We start from the raw sequence: 14,682 nt of genomic DNA, 5'->3' as shown, positions 1-14,682 counted from the left end.
GTCAACATCCTCAGGGCGGGGCTTGCCCTTCGCGACGCTGCGGAAGCGGCTTAGCGAGAAGCCGCTCCCTTCAGGGAACGGAGGAGTCACGTGGCACCCCTCAGGTCAGGTGGGCGGCTATCAGGCCGACGGCGAGCGCCGTCTCCTCGGCGTCGAGCGGCTCCCTGGACACGTGGTGCCCGCGCGCGCCGAGCGGGCCGAGCGACAGGTCGCGGCTGCCCGGGCGGCTCCTGCCGAGCGCGATGGTCGCCGCCTCGCCGCCCTCCGGCACCACACTGCTGTGGAACCGGTCCGCGGGCAGCGTATAGCTGTCGCCCGCGCCGAACACCTCGACCAGGCCGATGGCGTGTCGCACGGTGCGCGGGGTGGGGGAGATGCGGTCGCCGTCGGCGCCGCTGACCACCTCGAACACGCGGTGCGTCGCGTCGCGCCCGGTGTCGGTGACGACGGCGTGCACGTTGCGCACCTGACCGTAGAGCACGTGGCTGAACAGGTCCCAGCTGTGGCAGTGGATCTGCGAGGTCGTGCTGCGCGCGTGGGCGAGCGAGTCGGACCACAGGTGCAGGCAGACCCCGTCGCCGCCGTCGCGTTCGAGTGGCATGCAGACGAACCCGAGCGGGTGGCGCACGGCCGTGACGTCGCCTCCGGAGATCGCTCGCAGCGCCCACGACCTGCCCCGCCCCGCGGTGACCTGCTGGAAGACGCCGTGATAACTCATGATTTATACGGATTGACGGCGCGTAACGCCTTACGCGCGATGTCGACGACGTCGTGTTCGTTGTAGGCCCTGGGCAACGGCACCCCGATCCTCTCGAACAGCTCCTGCACCTCTTCGACCGTCGGCTCGTCGCTCAGCGGCACCCGCTTGTACATCTCCAGAGGCACCTGGCGCGCCTGCTCGAAGCTGAGCCGCAACTCCGTGTCGCAGTTTTCGTAGAAGAACGTGCCGGCCAGCGCCGTCATCGCCCGATTGGGGTCCTCGACCGTCATGATCAGCCGGGAGGCCGACAGGTCCCAGCGGAACGTGGTCATCGTCGCCGACAACCCCACTCCGATGTCGAGCAGGCCGTAGCGCTGGCGGTGCCAGAACGCCGCCAGGATCGTGGCGAACGACTCCTTGCGGACCCGGTCGGTGGTCCACGTCTCGCCGGTGCCGTCGGGGACGTCGGACAGCGAGCGCCGGTAGTGGGCGTACGTCTCGCACACCTCGGCGTTGGACGGGTCGATGACCTCGATCCGTACGGTCAGATGGCGCTTGACCCGGCGCGCGGCGGCGGCGCACTCGGGCAGGGTGACGGCCCGCAGATAGGTGCCGGTGCCGCCCTTGAAACTCCACCGCGTCGTGTCCTTGCGGGCCTCGGCGTGCGCCTGCGCGATCTCCTGACGGCTGCCCAGCACGCGGACCAGCTGGAGCGAGTCGAGCGCCTTGCGGGTGCCGGCCACCAGGGTGTCGATCTCGTCGAGGCGCCGCAGGCGTTGCGGCAGGTCGGCGAGGGCGCCCGAGGTGATCGTCGCCTCGACGGGCGCCTGACGGGCGCGGTCGCGCAGCAGCGCGGTGGCCACCAGCGCCAGGATCACCAGGGTGGCCGCGCTGACGAGCTGACGCTGCACGTCGACGCCGTCGGCGCCGAAGATGTCCTCGGGCATGACGCCGAGCACGCCCACCACGATGGCCAGCCCGAGCGCGATCGCGCCGTCGGCGTTCTGGGCGGCCCATGGCGCGACCCCGCGCACCGTCGCCATGAACCGTGCCATCTTCGCCCCGCATCCCGACGATCAGTCAGTCCCCACGTCATGGTAACGAGCGCGCCCTGCGATCACCAGCGCACGCAGGGATACGGACCGCCGACCCCCAGGACAGGATCGGCGGTCGTGACTGTCGGCGGCCGGCCGGTCAGAACCAGCCGCGGCGGCGCGCCATCTGCTGCAGGGCGCGCCCCAGTGCCTCGTCGGCCGAGCCGGGGCCCGCGTCGTAGCGGACCGTGAAGCGGTTGAGGGCGTCGTGGCCGGAGGTCAGGAAGCCGCCCCGCTTGTCGGCCTCCAGGATGACGTCCATCTGCTGAGGCCCGGCGAGGAACGTCAGCTCCAGCTCGTTGAAGTGGCGCCGCCACTGGCCGCCCGCGTAGTACTCGATCTCCTGGAAGAACGGCATCGTCGAGCCGTACAGCGTGCCCCGCTCCAGGTCGGCCTTCTTGAACTGGAAGCCGAGCCGGTCGAGCGCGCCGAGGACGTGCTCCTGCGCGGGCAGCGGGCTGACGAACAACGGGTCGAGATCGCCCTTGTCCAGGGCGCCGGCCAGCGCCAGCTCGGTCTGCACGCCCAGCCGCATGCCGCGCAGCGGCTGACCGCCGATGGCGCTGATCGGCGTCTCCCAGGGGATCGGGATCTCGAACGGCTGGCTGTGCTGCGCGCCCGCTGCCAGCTGGAACGACCCCGCCACCTGCTGGCGCAGGAAGCTGTAGGACGTTTTGTACTCGTGGTCGCCCTGTTCGACCTCGACCACCGCCGTCAGGTCGAGGAAGATGCCCTCGACCTTGTAGTCGGAGCCGCCGCCGCGGAAGTTGACCATGCCGCGCAACCGCTCACCCGGCCGGACGCCGGTGCTCGTCAGCACAGTGTCTACCTCGACGCCCGCGCCGAACGCGGCCATCAGCTTGCGGAACACCATGGGGTTCTCCTATGAGGTTGGTGCCTCGCCGTTGGTGTGGCCCGAGATGCGAGGGAGCAACTGGGCCAGGAGGAGGGTGGACAGCGCGGAGTCGCCCGCGCCCTGCTGGGTGCGCACCACCAGGGGTTGCGGGGCGTTCTCCGCCAGTTTGGCGCCCACATCGAGACGCCGCCGGGCCAGCTCGTAGTGCAGCACGGCCCGGTTGTCACGGTAGGACTCGGCCAGCCGGCGCAGCGCCTTGGCCTCGTTCTCGGCCGCGGTCAGCTCGGCGCGGCCGCGAGCCTCGATCTCCCAGCGCACCCGCTGGGCCTCGGTCTCCTGCTCCTCGAGCATCCGCGCCACGTCCTTGCGGGCGGTGTTGTGCGCGGCTTTGACCTCGACGACGCGGGCGTCGCGGGTCTTCTTGGAGCGCTCGATCTCCATGAGCAGGGTGTCGATGCGGCGCTTGCGGGTCAGCTCCCACTCGCGCTCGTACGCCGACAGCTCCTTGGCGACCTTCTCGCGGGTGGCCAGGTGCTGTTGGTACTGGTCGGGCAGCTGCACGTCGGGGATGTTGGCGCCGGTGACGCGCACGCCGTAGCGGCCGAGCTGGCGGTTGAGCGCCTCCTGCATGTCGCCCACGTCGGAGCCGCGCAGGTCGTAGGCCCGCTCGGTGTTGACCCGGCGGCTGCGCTGCCTGATCGCGTCCTGGACGGCGCTCGACAGGACCAGGTCGAAGTTGCCCGCGCCGATCGTGCGGACGAACGCCACCGGATCGACGATGCGGAACTTGAGGAAGAACTCGATCGACTTCAGCGGCACGTTCTCGGCCGTCGGGCAGGCCACGATGGGCGCCGAGTAGGGGATCTCGGTCGAGGTGTCGACCACGGCGTCGACCCGGTCCCACGGCACCCACAGGTAGTGGCGGCCGGGCGGCAGCGTGCCGGTGATCGCGCCCCAGCGGCTCCGCACGCCGGTGGTGCCCTCCTCGATCTCGATGATGGCCCGGCGCCACATCCAGATCATCGCCACGACCAGGAAGAACAGCGCCGCCGGCGCGGCCAGCAGGGTGAGGTCGGTCAGCGCGGCCATCCCGGCGAAGTAGACGCCCACGAACACCAGCGCCATCCAGGCGAAACCGCGCCTGTCCTTGGGGATGACCACCGGCACGAGCTGGCCCTGCTCGCCGCCGCGCAGCAGCTGGCGGATGTCGGACCAGGAGGCCAGAGACTCCTTGATCTTCGAGAACTCACGGCCGCTCATCGAACCTCACGCTCCACATTCTGTACGCTGTCCGGCCCCGCCGCGGCCGTCGTCACCGCTTCGACCGCGGGGGCCTCGGTGACCTCCGCGGCGACCTTCCTGAGCAGCGCGGTGATCTCCGCCTCGCGGTCGTCCACGCGCTTGCCGATCTCGGACAGCCGGGAGCGGATGGCGGCCATGTCCTCGGGAGAGAAGAGCGCCGCCCCCTTCCCGCCGACCAGTTGCTGGGCCAGCGCCAGGAAGTCGATGTCGGTCTGCTCGCCCACCTGCACGACCTGCGGCAGCCGGTTCGACACCGACTCCAGCTTGTTGAGCAGGTCCTGCTGGAAGCGGTACTCGAGGATCTCCGGGGCCTCGGCGGCGCTGAGCGCCCGGATGTCCAGCGCCTGGGCCTCCAGCAGCGCCGAGTTGGCCCTGGCCGTGGACTCGGCCTCGACCAGGCGCTGTCCGGCCTGCGCCTTGGCCTGGTGCTCGGCCCGTTCGAGGGCGGTGTCCATGCGGGCCTGGTAGCCGGCGATCTCCGCCTGGATGGCGCTCAGCGTCTCCTGCAGCCCGGCCAGCTCCTTGACCAGGTCGCCCTCGTTCTGCTCCTTGCGCAGCTGCAGCTCGTACTCGTAGGTGTAGGCCTCCTTGGCCACCCGCACCATCTCGGGCGCCGCGAGGTCCATCCGGTACTCCTGGCTGGACGGCTCGGCGTGCGTGATGTTCACGTCGGTGAGCCGAACGGCGGGCAGGAACTGCTGGTTGAGGCTCTCCAGCATGCCGTGCGTGCTCTCGCCCACCAGGTCGTAGATGTCCTCGGCCCGCTGGGCGTAGATGAGGGAGCGGGTGACCTCGCTGATGGCGTTCTGCAGTTTGGACTGGAAGCCGCTGACCGAGCCGAGCACGAAGATGAACTCGGCCGGGTTCTCGATCCTGAACTGCAGGAACAGGTCGACGCTGGCCTTGACGCCCTGCTGGGTCGGCGCCTCGCGGATGGGGGCGTTGAAGGGGTACTCGCGGGTGGTGTTGACGATGTAGCTGACCCGCTTCCACGGGTTGAACAGCGTCACCCTGCCCGGGTCGGCGATGTGCACGAGCTTGCCGAACTTCGTGATCAGCGCCTTGCAGCCCTCGGGCACCATGACCACGCTGCGCCGCCACCACAGGAACGCGGCCGCCAACACCAGGACGATCCAGTAGTGCGGGCCGAAGAACAGGTCGGTGTTGGGGATCACGTTGCCGAGCGCGCCGATGAGGCCCAGCACGACCAGGATCCCGAGCGGCACGATCACCTTGGCGGTGCTGCCCTTGGGGATCACCACGGGCGAGATGACGTGCATGCCGTTCTCGGCGAAGCTGCGGTTGATGATCTCGCCGGCCTCGCCCAGCGACGCGGTCCTGGCCTCGATCAGCGTGCCGATCGAGACGCCGCCGTCGCGGGCCGCCGCGAAGTCGTGCGGGTTCAGCGCGAATCCCGGAGCCTGCCCGGGGTGGCCCATCGTCTGGCCGACGGCGTGGCCCACCGCCTGCCGTACGTCACCACCCTGCATGACGGCCTGCGCCAGACCCTGACCTGCCTGGATGAATGCCTCTCTGGGGCGTGACATAACACCTTCCTTTTCCGCTACAGGCGATTTCGACCGTATCGGGTACGGCTTGCTGTTCGCTTGCAGTACGGGTCACAGGTCTATTGCGTTCGATAGTAGACATGCTATGAATGTAGTAGTCCTACTATCTGGAGGATGGATGAGCGCATTGAGCGAGCTTGAGGGCCACGTCGACGCCCCAGGCGACGCCACCGCGATCCAGGTCGGCGACCTGCGCATGGCCTACGGGCCGAAGGAGGTGCTGCGGGGCGTCGGCTTCGCGGTGGCGGCGGGTGAGGTGGTCGTGTTGCTCGGCCCCAACGGCGCGGGCAAGACCACCACCATCGAGATCCTGGAGGGTTTCCGCGTGCCCTCGGCGGGCCGGGTGCGAGTGCTCGGCGTCGATCCCGCCTCGGGCGACGAGCGGTGGCGGGCCCGGATCGGCGTGGTCCTGCAGTCGTGGCGCGATCACGGCCGCTGGCGGGTGCGCGAGCTGCTGGAGCACCTCGGCGCCTACTACAAGCCCTATTCCACCGCCGGCAGGAGCCGCCCCTTCGGCGTCGAGGAGCTGATCGAGGCGGTCGGCCTCACGGAGCAGGTCGACCAGCGGGTGGCCCGGCTCTCCGGCGGCCAGCGCCGCCGCCTCGACGTCGCCATCGGCATCGTCGGGCGGCCGGAGGTGCTGTTCCTCGACGAGCCCACCGCGGGCTTCGACCCGCAGGCCCGCCGCGACTTCCACGACCTCGTCCACCGGCTCTCCGACCTGGACGAGACCACGATCCTGCTCACCACGCACGACCTCGACGAGGCGGAGAAGCTCGCCGACCGCATCCTCATCCTGGCCGGCGGCAGGATCGTCGCCGACGGCAGCCCCGACCGGCTGGCGCGCGAGGTGTCCCGCGACGCGCAGGTGCGCTGGAGCCGTGCGGGCGAGCACTACGTACACGCCACCGAGGACGCCACCGGCTTCGTACGCGGCCTGTTCGAGCAGTACGGCGAGGAGATCGGCGACCTGGAGGTCCGCCGCGCCACGCTGGAGGACACCTACATGGCCATCGTGAGGAGACACGAGAGTTGAACCCCATACCGCACGCCGTCAGGCTCGGGATCACGCGTGGATGGACAGAGTTCAAGCACGCGCTGGTCGCCTCCCAGGACATCGGCTTCGCGCTGGTCACCGCCGGCGCCTTCATCGTGGTGCTCTACTTCCAGCGCGACGCGACGGCGCCCGGCTCGGCCATGCCGCTCGCGATGGTCACGCTGCCCGGCATGCTCGGCCTGATGATCGGCGCCAACGGACTGCTCGGGGCGGTCGGTTCGCTGGCCATCGAACGCGAGGACGGTACGCTCCTGCGGGCGAAGGCGCTGCCGCAGGGCATGATCGGCTACCTCGTCGGCCGGGTGGTGTCGGTGTCGCTCATGGCCATCGGCAGCCTGCTGATGATCCTGGTCGCCGGATTGTTCCTGGTGCCCGACCTGGCCGGCGCGGGGCTCGGCGCCTGGCTGACCGTCGCCTGGGTCGCCCTGCTGGGCCTGCTGTCCACGCTGCCGCTGGGCGCGATCATCGGCTCGCTGGCCACCAGCCCGCAGGCCGCCGCCGGACTGTCCATGGTCACCATAGGCGGTCTCACCGCCGTCTCCGGGATCTTCTATCCCATCTCCGCCCTGGCCGGCTGGCTGCAGGCCGTGGCGCACGTGTTCCCGATGTACTGGCTGGGGCTCGGCATGCGCTCCGCGCTGCTGCCCGATTCGGCCGCGGCCGTGGAGATCGGCGGCTCGTGGCGGCCGGGGATGACAATGGCGGTGCTGATCGCGTGGTCGGTCGCCGGGCTGCTGATCGCGCCGCCGGTGCTGCGCCGGATGGCCAGGCGCGAATCGGGCTCGGCCGTGCAGGCACGCCGCGACAGGGCGCTGCAGCGCATCGGCTGAGAAGATGTACGGCGATGAGTGAGACCGTCTACAACCGCATCGCGCTGCTGCGCGCCGAACGCGGCGTGACCCGCAGGCAGCTCGCCGACGCGCTGGGAGTGCACTACCAGACGATCGGCTACCTCGAACGCGGCGAATACAGCCCGAGCCTCTACCTCGCGCTGCGCATCGCCGACCATTTCGACGTGCCGGTCGAGGTGGTCTTCTCCACGACCCCGTTTCCGAAGATCGGCGAGCGAACTGCCTGACATGTCGGTATAAATAGCGATCTATGACCTTCAGGTACGGTTCGGTGGCGAGGATCGTCATCGCCGCGTCACTCCTCGGCGGATGCGGGCTCGTGCCCCTTCCGGCCGCGCGTTCCGGGCCGCCCACGGCAGCCGTCACCGCGCCGCCCACGGACTCCCCGGCGCCCCCCGTCTCCGTCAGCCCCGCGGCCTCCACGCCCGCCGGAACCACCGAAACGGCCGCAGGGCCCGCCCTGGCCACCCTGTACGGCGACGGCCACGACGACGATCACGGCCACGCCAAGATCGAGGTGATCGGCCTGGAGCGCACCACCGCCACCTCGGTCACCGCCCGCTTCAGGATCAGCACCGACACCGGCATGGTCAGGCTGGAGGGCTTCAGGGCCTCCGGCCTGCCCGGGACCACGCTCTACGACTTCACCCGCGCCTTCTCCGGCTTCTACCTGCTGGACCATCCGCGCCTGACCGCGTACTACCCGATGCGCAAGGAGAACACCGACACCCGGGCCCCCTGCCTGTGCAGCTATCCGGAATTCTTCGCCAAGGCCACGCCCGGCGCGCCCGCCCAGCTGTGGGCGGTCTACCGGGTCCCGCCAGAGACGACCAGCGTGGCGGTCGGCTTCCATCATGCGGGCCTGACCGCGCCCCTGCCGATCAGCCCCGCGGGCACCGGCGCCCGGCTGGACGACGAGCCCGACGCCACGGCCATCGCCGCGGCCTTTCCCACCACCGTTCCGCTCGCCACCCAGCTGTCCGGCACCACCTCCTCGGTCGCCGAGTCCGACAAGCAGGTCGAGATCGCGCTCAACACCGACGTCCTGTTCGCCTTCGACAAGGCGACGCTCACCTCGCAGGCCCGCGAGACGCTGCGCCGCACCGCCGACCGGATCGACGCCGAGGCCAAAGGCGCCGTACGGATCGTCGGCCACACCGACGACGTCGGCGCCGACCGCTACAACCTCGCCCTGTCCCTGCGCCGCGCGAAGGCCGTGGAGGGCGCGCTCGCCGCCCTCGTTCCGGACGCGAGATTCCGTACCGAGGGCAGGGGCGAGGACGAGCCGGTCGACAAGGACGACTCCGACCAGGCCCGTGCCCGCAACCGGCGGGTCCAGGTGACGTTCGAGCGGGAGCGCGCTGTCGCGGCCCAGACCGCCCCGGAGGCCACTCCGGACCCCTCCACCGGCTCCACCGGCTCCACCACTGGCTCCACCACCCGCGCCTTCGCGACGCCGGGCCCGGCCGTCGCCTCCGCCATCGGGCAACGCGAGCTGACCGGGCTGGCCGCCGATCTCCTGGAACTGCGCCGGCTCAGCGACAAGACGGTCATCGCCACCGTCGACTTCCGCCATACGGGCGAAGGCGGTCCGGTCCGTCTGGAGAACGGCGCCTGGGACCGGGATCTGAAGGAGTTCGGGTCCGTCACCGAGGTTAAGATCGACTTCTTCTGGGTCGCGCTGACCGACGCCGCCGGGACACGCTACTTCCCGTTGGCGACGGCCGGGGACCGCCACCCGGAACGCTGCGTCTGCTCGACGCCCATCCTGACCAAGGTCGGGCCCGGGGAGCACATCCGGATGTTCGTGCTCATGACCGCGCCGCCCGCCGAGGTGACCAGCGTCGACGTCAACCTGTTCGGGTTCACCCCGATGAAGGCCGTGCCCGTCAGCGGGTGACGTTTCTGTCGGTGACGCCGCCTACAGTGGGCAGCATGCGACCGGTCACAGATTTGCAGCGGAAGGTGGCGCCCTTCGAGGTGGTCACCGAGATGAGTCCGTCCGGAGACCAGCCGACGGCCATCGCAGAGCTGGAGCGCCGCGTCAAGGCCGGGGCCAAGGACAATGTCCTGCTGGGCGCCACCGGCACGGGCAAGACGGCCACCGTCGCCTGGCTCATCGAGCGGCTGCAACGCCCCGCGCTCGTCATGCAGCCCAACAAGACGCTCGCCGCCCAGTTCGCCAACGAGCTGCGCGAGATGCTGCCCAACAACGCGGTCGAATACTTCGTCAGCTACTACGACTACTACCAGCCCGAGGCCTACGTTCCGCAGAGCGACACCTACATCGAGAAGGACTCCTCGATCAACGACGAGGTCGAGCGGCTGCGCCACTCCGCCACCAACGCGCTGCTGACCCGCCGCGACACCATCGTGGTCGCCTCCGTGTCCTGCATCTACGGCCTCGGCACGCCCCAGGAATACGTCGACCGCATGGCCCGCCTCCGCGTCGGCATGGACGTCGACCGCGACCAGTTGCTGCGCCGCCTCGTCGACATGCAGTACACCCGCAACGACCTCGCCTTCACCCGGGGCACCTTCCGGGTCCGCGGCGACACGATCGAGATCATCCCCAAGTACGAAGAGCTGGCCGTACGCATCGAGATGTTCGGCGACGAGATCGAGAAGCTCTCCACCATGCACCCGCTGACCGGCGAAGTGATCACCGAGGACGAAGAGCTCTACATCTTCCCCGCCTCCCACTACGTGGCGGGCGAGCAGCGGATGGCCACGGCCGTGGCCGGCATCGAGGCGGAGCTGACCGAGCGGCTCGCCGAGTTCGAGCGGCAGGGCAAGCTACTGGAGGCGCAGCGGCTGCGCATGCGCACCACCTACGACATCGAGATGATGCGCCAGATCGGCACCTGCTCCGGCATCGAAAACTACTCGCGCCACATGGACGGCCGGGCCGCCGGCAGCGCGCCCAACACCCTGCTCGACTACTTCCCCGAAGACTTCCTGCTGGTGCTCGACGAGTCCCACCAGACTGTGCCGCAGATCGGCGCCATGTACGAAGGCGACGCCTCCCGCAAGCGCACCCTCGTCGACCACGGCTTCCGGCTGCCCTCCGCGCTCGACAACCGGCCGCTGAAGTGGGAGGAGTTCCTCGAGCGCATCGGCCAGACCGTCTACCTGTCCGCCACCCCCGGCCCCTACGAGCTGGGCCGCGCCAAGGGCGACGTCGTCGAGCAGGTCATCCGGCCCACCGGGCTGGTCGACCCCGAGGTGGTCGTCAAGCCGACCAAGGGCCAGATCGACGACCTCGTCCACGAGATCCGCGAGCGGGCCGAGCGCGACGAGCGGGTGCTGGTCACCACGTTGACCAAGAAGATGTCCGAAGACCTCACCGACTACCTCCTGGAGCTCGGCATCCGGGTCCGCTACCTGCACAGCGAGGTCGACACGTTGCGCCGCATCGAGCTGCTGCGCGAGCTTCGCGGCGGTGAGTTCGACGTGCTCGTCGGCATCAACCTGCTGCGCGAGGGGCTCGACCTGCCCGAGGTCTCCCTGGTCGCCATCCTTGACGCCGACAAGGAGGGCTTCCTCCGGTCGGACACCTCCCTGATCCAGACCATCGGACGAGCCGCCCGAAACGTCTCCGGCCAGGTGCACATGTACGCCGACAAGATCACGCCGTCGATGGAGCGGGCCATCGACGAGACCAACCGGCGGCGGGCCAAACAGATCGCCTACAACGAGGCCAACGGGATCGATCCGCAGCCGTTGCGCAAGAAGATCGCCGACATCCTCGACTCGTTGCAGCGTGAGGACGCCGACACCGACCGGCTGCTCGGCGGAGGCAGGTCCCAGTCCCGCGGCAAGGCTCCGGTGCCGGGGTTCGCGGCCAAGCAGGCCGGGGCTCACGCCAAGGCGATCGCGGGCGAGCTGCCCCGGGCGCAGATGGAATCCTTGATCGATTCGTTGACCGAGCAGATGCATCAGGCGGCTGCCGACCTTCAGTTCGAAGTGGCGGCTCGGCTCCGTGACGAGATCAAGGAGCTCAAGCGGGAGCTTCGAGACATGCGCGAGGCCGGGGTCAAGTAGTTCGCCCTCCATCCGAGGGTTGCCGCCTGGCCGGGGCTCTGGGGTGGGCTGGGCCGCCCCTCGTCTGGCCGCCCCTGGCCTGAACTGACCTGGATCGCCGCAGGTCTGCGCTGACCTTGGTGGCTGCAGGTCTGAGCTGGCCTGGGTGGCTGCAGGTCTGCGCTGGCCTGGGCCGCCTCTGGTCTGGGTTGGTCTGGGTGGCCGCGGAGGCGGGTGGGCGTTCCGGCCGACCGCGATTGCCTGGGGTCTGGTGTTTTTCGCCTTCGGCGTTGTTGCGGGCGCGGGGTACTTGGCACGGTCTTAAGTCGGCCGGAACGCCCACCCGCCTCCGCTTCACTGCCCCCGCCGTCCTGTCTGCCCGCCGCAGAACGGGCCGGGGTCCGTCGCCTGGCTTCTCGCCGATGCTGAAGCGCCCGTTTCCGGCCCTTGGCCTGCTCGCCGTAGCTGAAGCCGTCACTTGCCGGCGCAGTGCGGGCTGGGCGCCGTAGCTGTGGCTCTTGCGCTCGCGGGCCTGGCCGCACTACTTGGCGACGCCCTTACGGCTTGAATCCGTTGATGTGTCGCTGGACCTTGGAAAGGGTCCCTGAGTCGGACCCATCGATCGCGGCCTACCTCGGGCAGAGATCCCGATCGCCATGCCAGACGACGAAGGCTATCCCGCAACCCGCTGCATGCCCTGCCTGCTTATCCGGTGACGCCTTCTAAGCACGACGTCACCGGTGTACGGTCGGCTCCTTCCGCTCGCCGGGGAACACCATGATCAGCAGCTCCACAGCGCCATCCGGAGGGTAGGGGACCTGGTAGACGAGATCACGACCGCGCAGTGAACCCGCACCCGGTAGGCCCCGGGGCCGCTGGTCGTCAGCTTGGGCAACGTGATTCCCCTGCCATCGACAGGTGTCAGCGAACCGGTCGGGCTTTCGTAGGCGACCTCGACCACCTCCTCCCACTCCCTGGTCTCCAGCGGTGGCCGCCGGGTGTAGGACTCGGTGGTCACGCAAGCGTGCCCGATCTCGTCGGCTGTCCGCAGCCAGAAGTTCGGGATGTCCCCGCGGGTCAGGCAGCCGCGCACCCGGTGCGGTTCACATCCGGATCCGCCCGGAGTCGACCGACCGGGACGGCGAGATCTCGGCGAAGACCGTGCCCGCCACCTACACGGCGATCGCATGGTGCGACCAGACGACTCCGGATACGGAGGCCACTACTGCGACGCGCACCTACCGCCCCTCGATACGGGGCGGGAGTGCCTGCCGAGACCTGTGCGGGCACGGACACACCGACTCGACAAGTTCCACCACCACCGAAGCGGCTGCGCAGGGCATGGCATTTCCTGGCGGCGCGGACTGGTGCGGTGTGGGCTATTCGAGGGCTGCTGCGAGCGCGGAGCGGGGTGTGCGATCCAGCAGCTGACGCAGGTCACCGCCGGTACGGGACATGAGGCCGGCCGCGATGGCGGAGTAGGTGCCCACCAACATCGCACTTGGAACGACTCAGCGCCGGAAGCGGCAATACACATACGGGCCTGGGCGAGGGTCTCCGGCTCATAGGTGACATGCGGGCCGTGCGCGCGGGCCAGATCGGTGCCGCCGATGGGCTACTCACCGATGAGTTCGTAGATGCGCCCCGCATGAGCGGGAGCCTCCACCGTCACACCTGCCGCGGCATCGGCCAGATCCGCCCGTGCGACGGCGGCCTGTCCGCTGCCACGAAGCGGGCCAGGTCCGTGAATGCAAGAGCCACGGCTACGGCGCCCAGCCCGCACTGCGCCGGCAAGCGACAGCCGTCGCCAAGTAGTGCGGCCAGGCCCGCGAGCGCAAGAGCCACAGCTACGGCGCCCAGCCCGCACTGCGCCGACAAGCGACAGCCGTCGCCAAGTAGTGCGGCCAGGCCCGCGAGCGCAAGAGCCACAGCTACGGCGCCCAGCCCGCACTGCGCCGACAAGCGACAGCCGTCGCCAAGTAGTGCGGCCAGGCCCGCGAGCGCAAGAGCCACAGCTACGGCGCCCAGCCCGCACTGCGCCGGCAAGTGACGGCTTCAGCTACGGCGAGCAGGCCAAGGGCCGGAAACGGGCGCTTCAGCATCGGCGAGAAGCCAGGCGACGGACCCCGGCCCGTTCTGCGGCGGGCAGACAGGACGGCGGGGGCAGTGAAGCGGAGGCGGGTGGGCGTTCCGGCCGACTTAAGACCGTGCCAAGTACCCCGCGCCCGCAACAACGCCGAAGGCGAAAAACACCAGACCCCAGGCAATCGCGGTCGGCCGGAACGCCCACCCGCCTCCGCGGCCACCCAGACCAACCCAGACCAGAGGCGGCCCAGGCCAGCGCAGACCTGCAGCCACCTAGGCCAGCTCAGGCCAGCTCAGATCTGCGGCCTCTGGGTCGACCCGGAGCAGCCCAGCGGCGGCCAAGGTGTACGGACGGTCAGGTTGGTCAAAGGGGGCGGGCGTGCAGGTCAGCCCGGTCTCGCGCGCCCACGGCTCGGAGGTGGGCGGCGGCAACCCGGCGAACCCAGGCAGGGCACGGAGGGGTCGCCGATTAAGGAGGTGAAGGGCCAAGCCGGGCCAGGCTACGGTGCCAGGTATGCGGCGTTGTGAAGCGTGTGGGGGCTGGGAACCGGCCGGAGCCCCCGGCTGCGCCGACTGCGCGTCCGTGGTCGACGAACTCGTCGAGGCGGGGTGGCGGGAATTCGTGGCGGGGGAGTTCGCCGGGGCGAGCGCGGCCGAAGAGCGGGACCTCGCGGAGATGGTCGTCGACGAGCCGGACAAGCATCTGTGGCGGGTCGTCGACGCCGCCTACGACCGGCTGACCTGCGCCGAGTGCGGCGGCAGGCTGAGCCGGGGCCCGGCGGGCTGCACCGGGTGCGATCTGGCCAACGGCTTCAGGTACGTGGCGATCGAGATCGACCGCCCGGGAGTGCCGCCGGGCAACGAGCACGCGCTCAGGGTCAACGTGTCCGTGGTGCGCAGGCCGTACGGGATCTCGGAGGGGGAGTTGCTGCTGCGCCGGCTGTCGTTGCCGGTGCTGCTGGAAGGGCTGCTTCCCACGGTGAAACAGGTGCAGGCGACGAAAGCCCTTTACAACAAGGGCGCCGGCATCGACGAGCTCACGGCCGCCGTCTATGACGGGTGGGGCGGGGATGCTCCTATGGATGTCAAGCGACGTGTTCTTGATCGTTTGATGTGATGAGTCGATAGAGCTCGCGGGCTACGTAG

General features: G+C 69.7%; 12 protein-coding genes. 6 read left to right on the top strand and 6 right to left on the bottom strand.

Annotated elements, in window-relative coordinates:
* Nucleotides 1-100: 100 nt before the first annotated feature.
* From AC5L3X_RS38785 to AC5L3X_RS38765, 5 genes are all read right to left on the bottom strand, one after another.
* A complete protein-coding gene (locus AC5L3X_RS38785; protein WP_494863751.1) occupies nt 101-718 on the bottom strand; it encodes a hypothetical protein in 618 nt (205 codons plus the stop codon).
* Nucleotides 715-1,755: a hypothetical protein gene (locus AC5L3X_RS38780; RefSeq protein WP_494863750.1), complete on the bottom strand. Its 1,041-nt coding sequence runs from the start codon at nt 1,753-1,755 to the stop codon at nt 715-717. Before AC5L3X_RS38780 ends, AC5L3X_RS38785 begins: the two co-directional genes overlap by 4 nt.
* A gap of 139 nt (nt 1,756-1,894) precedes the next feature.
* The gene (locus AC5L3X_RS38775; RefSeq protein WP_494863749.1) at nt 1,895-2,668 is read right to left on the bottom strand and encodes a sporulation protein; all 774 of its coding nucleotides are present in this window, start codon (nt 2,666-2,668) and stop codon (nt 1,895-1,897) included.
* Between the two features lie 9 nt (nt 2,669-2,677).
* Nucleotides 2,678-3,910 carry an SPFH domain-containing protein gene (locus AC5L3X_RS38770; RefSeq protein WP_189126565.1) on the bottom strand — a complete coding sequence of 411 codons (1,233 nt, stop codon included), beginning with the start codon at nt 3,908-3,910 and terminating at the stop codon, nt 2,678-2,680.
* Nucleotides 3,907-5,499 (bottom strand): SPFH domain-containing protein, encoded by a 1,593-nt coding sequence (locus AC5L3X_RS38765; protein ID WP_494863747.1) that lies wholly within the window; start codon nt 5,497-5,499, stop codon nt 3,907-3,909. Before AC5L3X_RS38765 ends, AC5L3X_RS38770 begins: the two co-directional genes overlap by 4 nt.
* Nucleotides 5,500-5,638: 139 nt before the next feature.
* On the opposite strand from AC5L3X_RS38765, the gene AC5L3X_RS38760 reads away from it, so the two are divergent.
* From AC5L3X_RS38760 to uvrB, 5 genes are read left to right on the top strand one after another with little or no spacing between them, the layout of a single operon-like run.
* Nucleotides 5,639-6,556 (top strand): ABC transporter ATP-binding protein, encoded by a 918-nt coding sequence (locus AC5L3X_RS38760; RefSeq protein ID WP_494863746.1) that lies wholly within the window; start codon nt 5,639-5,641, stop codon nt 6,554-6,556.
* Nucleotides 6,553-7,407: an ABC transporter permease gene (locus tag AC5L3X_RS38755; RefSeq protein ID WP_494863745.1), complete on the top strand. Its 855-nt coding sequence runs from the start codon at nt 6,553-6,555 to the stop codon at nt 7,405-7,407. The genes AC5L3X_RS38760 and AC5L3X_RS38755 overlap by 4 nt, the downstream gene beginning before the upstream one ends.
* Nucleotides 7,408-7,421: 14 nt before the next feature.
* Entirely contained in the window at nt 7,422-7,655 is a 234-nt protein-coding gene (locus tag AC5L3X_RS38750) for a helix-turn-helix transcriptional regulator (RefSeq protein ID WP_494863744.1), read from the top strand.
* Nucleotides 7,656-7,678: 23 nt separating this feature from the next.
* Nucleotides 7,679-9,328: an OmpA family protein gene (locus AC5L3X_RS38745; RefSeq protein ID WP_494863743.1), complete on the top strand. Its 1,650-nt coding sequence runs from the start codon at nt 7,679-7,681 to the stop codon at nt 9,326-9,328.
* A 35-nt stretch (nt 9,329-9,363) separates the two neighbouring features.
* A complete protein-coding gene (uvrB, locus tag AC5L3X_RS38740) occupies nt 9,364-11,472 on the top strand; it encodes an excinuclease ABC subunit UvrB (RefSeq protein ID WP_494863741.1) in 2,109 nt (702 codons plus the stop codon).
* Nucleotides 11,473-12,232: 760 nt separating this feature from the next.
* On the opposite strand, the gene AC5L3X_RS38735 is transcribed toward uvrB, so the two are convergent.
* The gene (locus tag AC5L3X_RS38735; protein WP_494863739.1) at nt 12,233-12,544 is read right to left on the bottom strand and encodes a hypothetical protein; all 312 of its coding nucleotides are present in this window, start codon (nt 12,542-12,544) and stop codon (nt 12,233-12,235) included.
* Between the two features lie 1,506 nt (nt 12,545-14,050).
* Between AC5L3X_RS38735 and AC5L3X_RS38730 the strand changes: the two genes are divergently transcribed.
* Nucleotides 14,051-14,653, top strand: coding sequence for a hypothetical protein (locus AC5L3X_RS38730; RefSeq protein ID WP_494863737.1), 603 nt, complete (start codon nt 14,051-14,053; stop codon nt 14,651-14,653).
* Nucleotides 14,654-14,682 lie beyond the last annotated feature (29 nt).

This window comes from Nonomuraea sp. CX421 (genome assembly GCF_059358955.1).
The sequence above is the reverse complement of the archived record's forward strand: the minus strand, read 5'-3'. Positions and strand labels throughout refer to the sequence as shown.

Coding starts and splice junctions, on each gene's coding strand:
- AC5L3X_RS38770 (WP_189126565.1), bottom strand. CDS start 3,910: ATGAGCGGCCGTGAGTTCTCGAAGATCAAGGAGTCTCTGGCCTCCTGG.
- AC5L3X_RS38785 (WP_494863751.1), bottom strand. CDS start 718: ATGAGTTATCACGGCGTCTTCCAGCAGGTCACCGCGGGGCGGGGCAGG.
- AC5L3X_RS38745 (WP_494863743.1), top strand. CDS start 7,679: ATGACCTTCAGGTACGGTTCGGTGGCGAGGATCGTCATCGCCGCGTCA.
- AC5L3X_RS38765 (WP_494863747.1), bottom strand. CDS start 5,499: ATGTCACGCCCCAGAGAGGCATTCATCCAGGCAGGTCAGGGTCTGGCG.
- AC5L3X_RS38780 (WP_494863750.1), bottom strand. CDS start 1,755: ATGGCACGGTTCATGGCGACGGTGCGCGGGGTCGCGCCATGGGCCGCC.
- AC5L3X_RS38750 (WP_494863744.1), top strand. CDS start 7,422: ATGAGTGAGACCGTCTACAACCGCATCGCGCTGCTGCGCGCCGAACGC.
- AC5L3X_RS38775 (WP_494863749.1), bottom strand. CDS start 2,668: ATGGTGTTCCGCAAGCTGATGGCCGCGTTCGGCGCGGGCGTCGAGGTA.
- AC5L3X_RS38760 (WP_494863746.1), top strand. CDS start 5,639: ATGAGCGCATTGAGCGAGCTTGAGGGCCACGTCGACGCCCCAGGCGAC.
- uvrB (WP_494863741.1), top strand. CDS start 9,364: ATGCGACCGGTCACAGATTTGCAGCGGAAGGTGGCGCCCTTCGAGGTG.
- AC5L3X_RS38730 (WP_494863737.1), top strand. CDS start 14,051: ATGCGGCGTTGTGAAGCGTGTGGGGGCTGGGAACCGGCCGGAGCCCCC.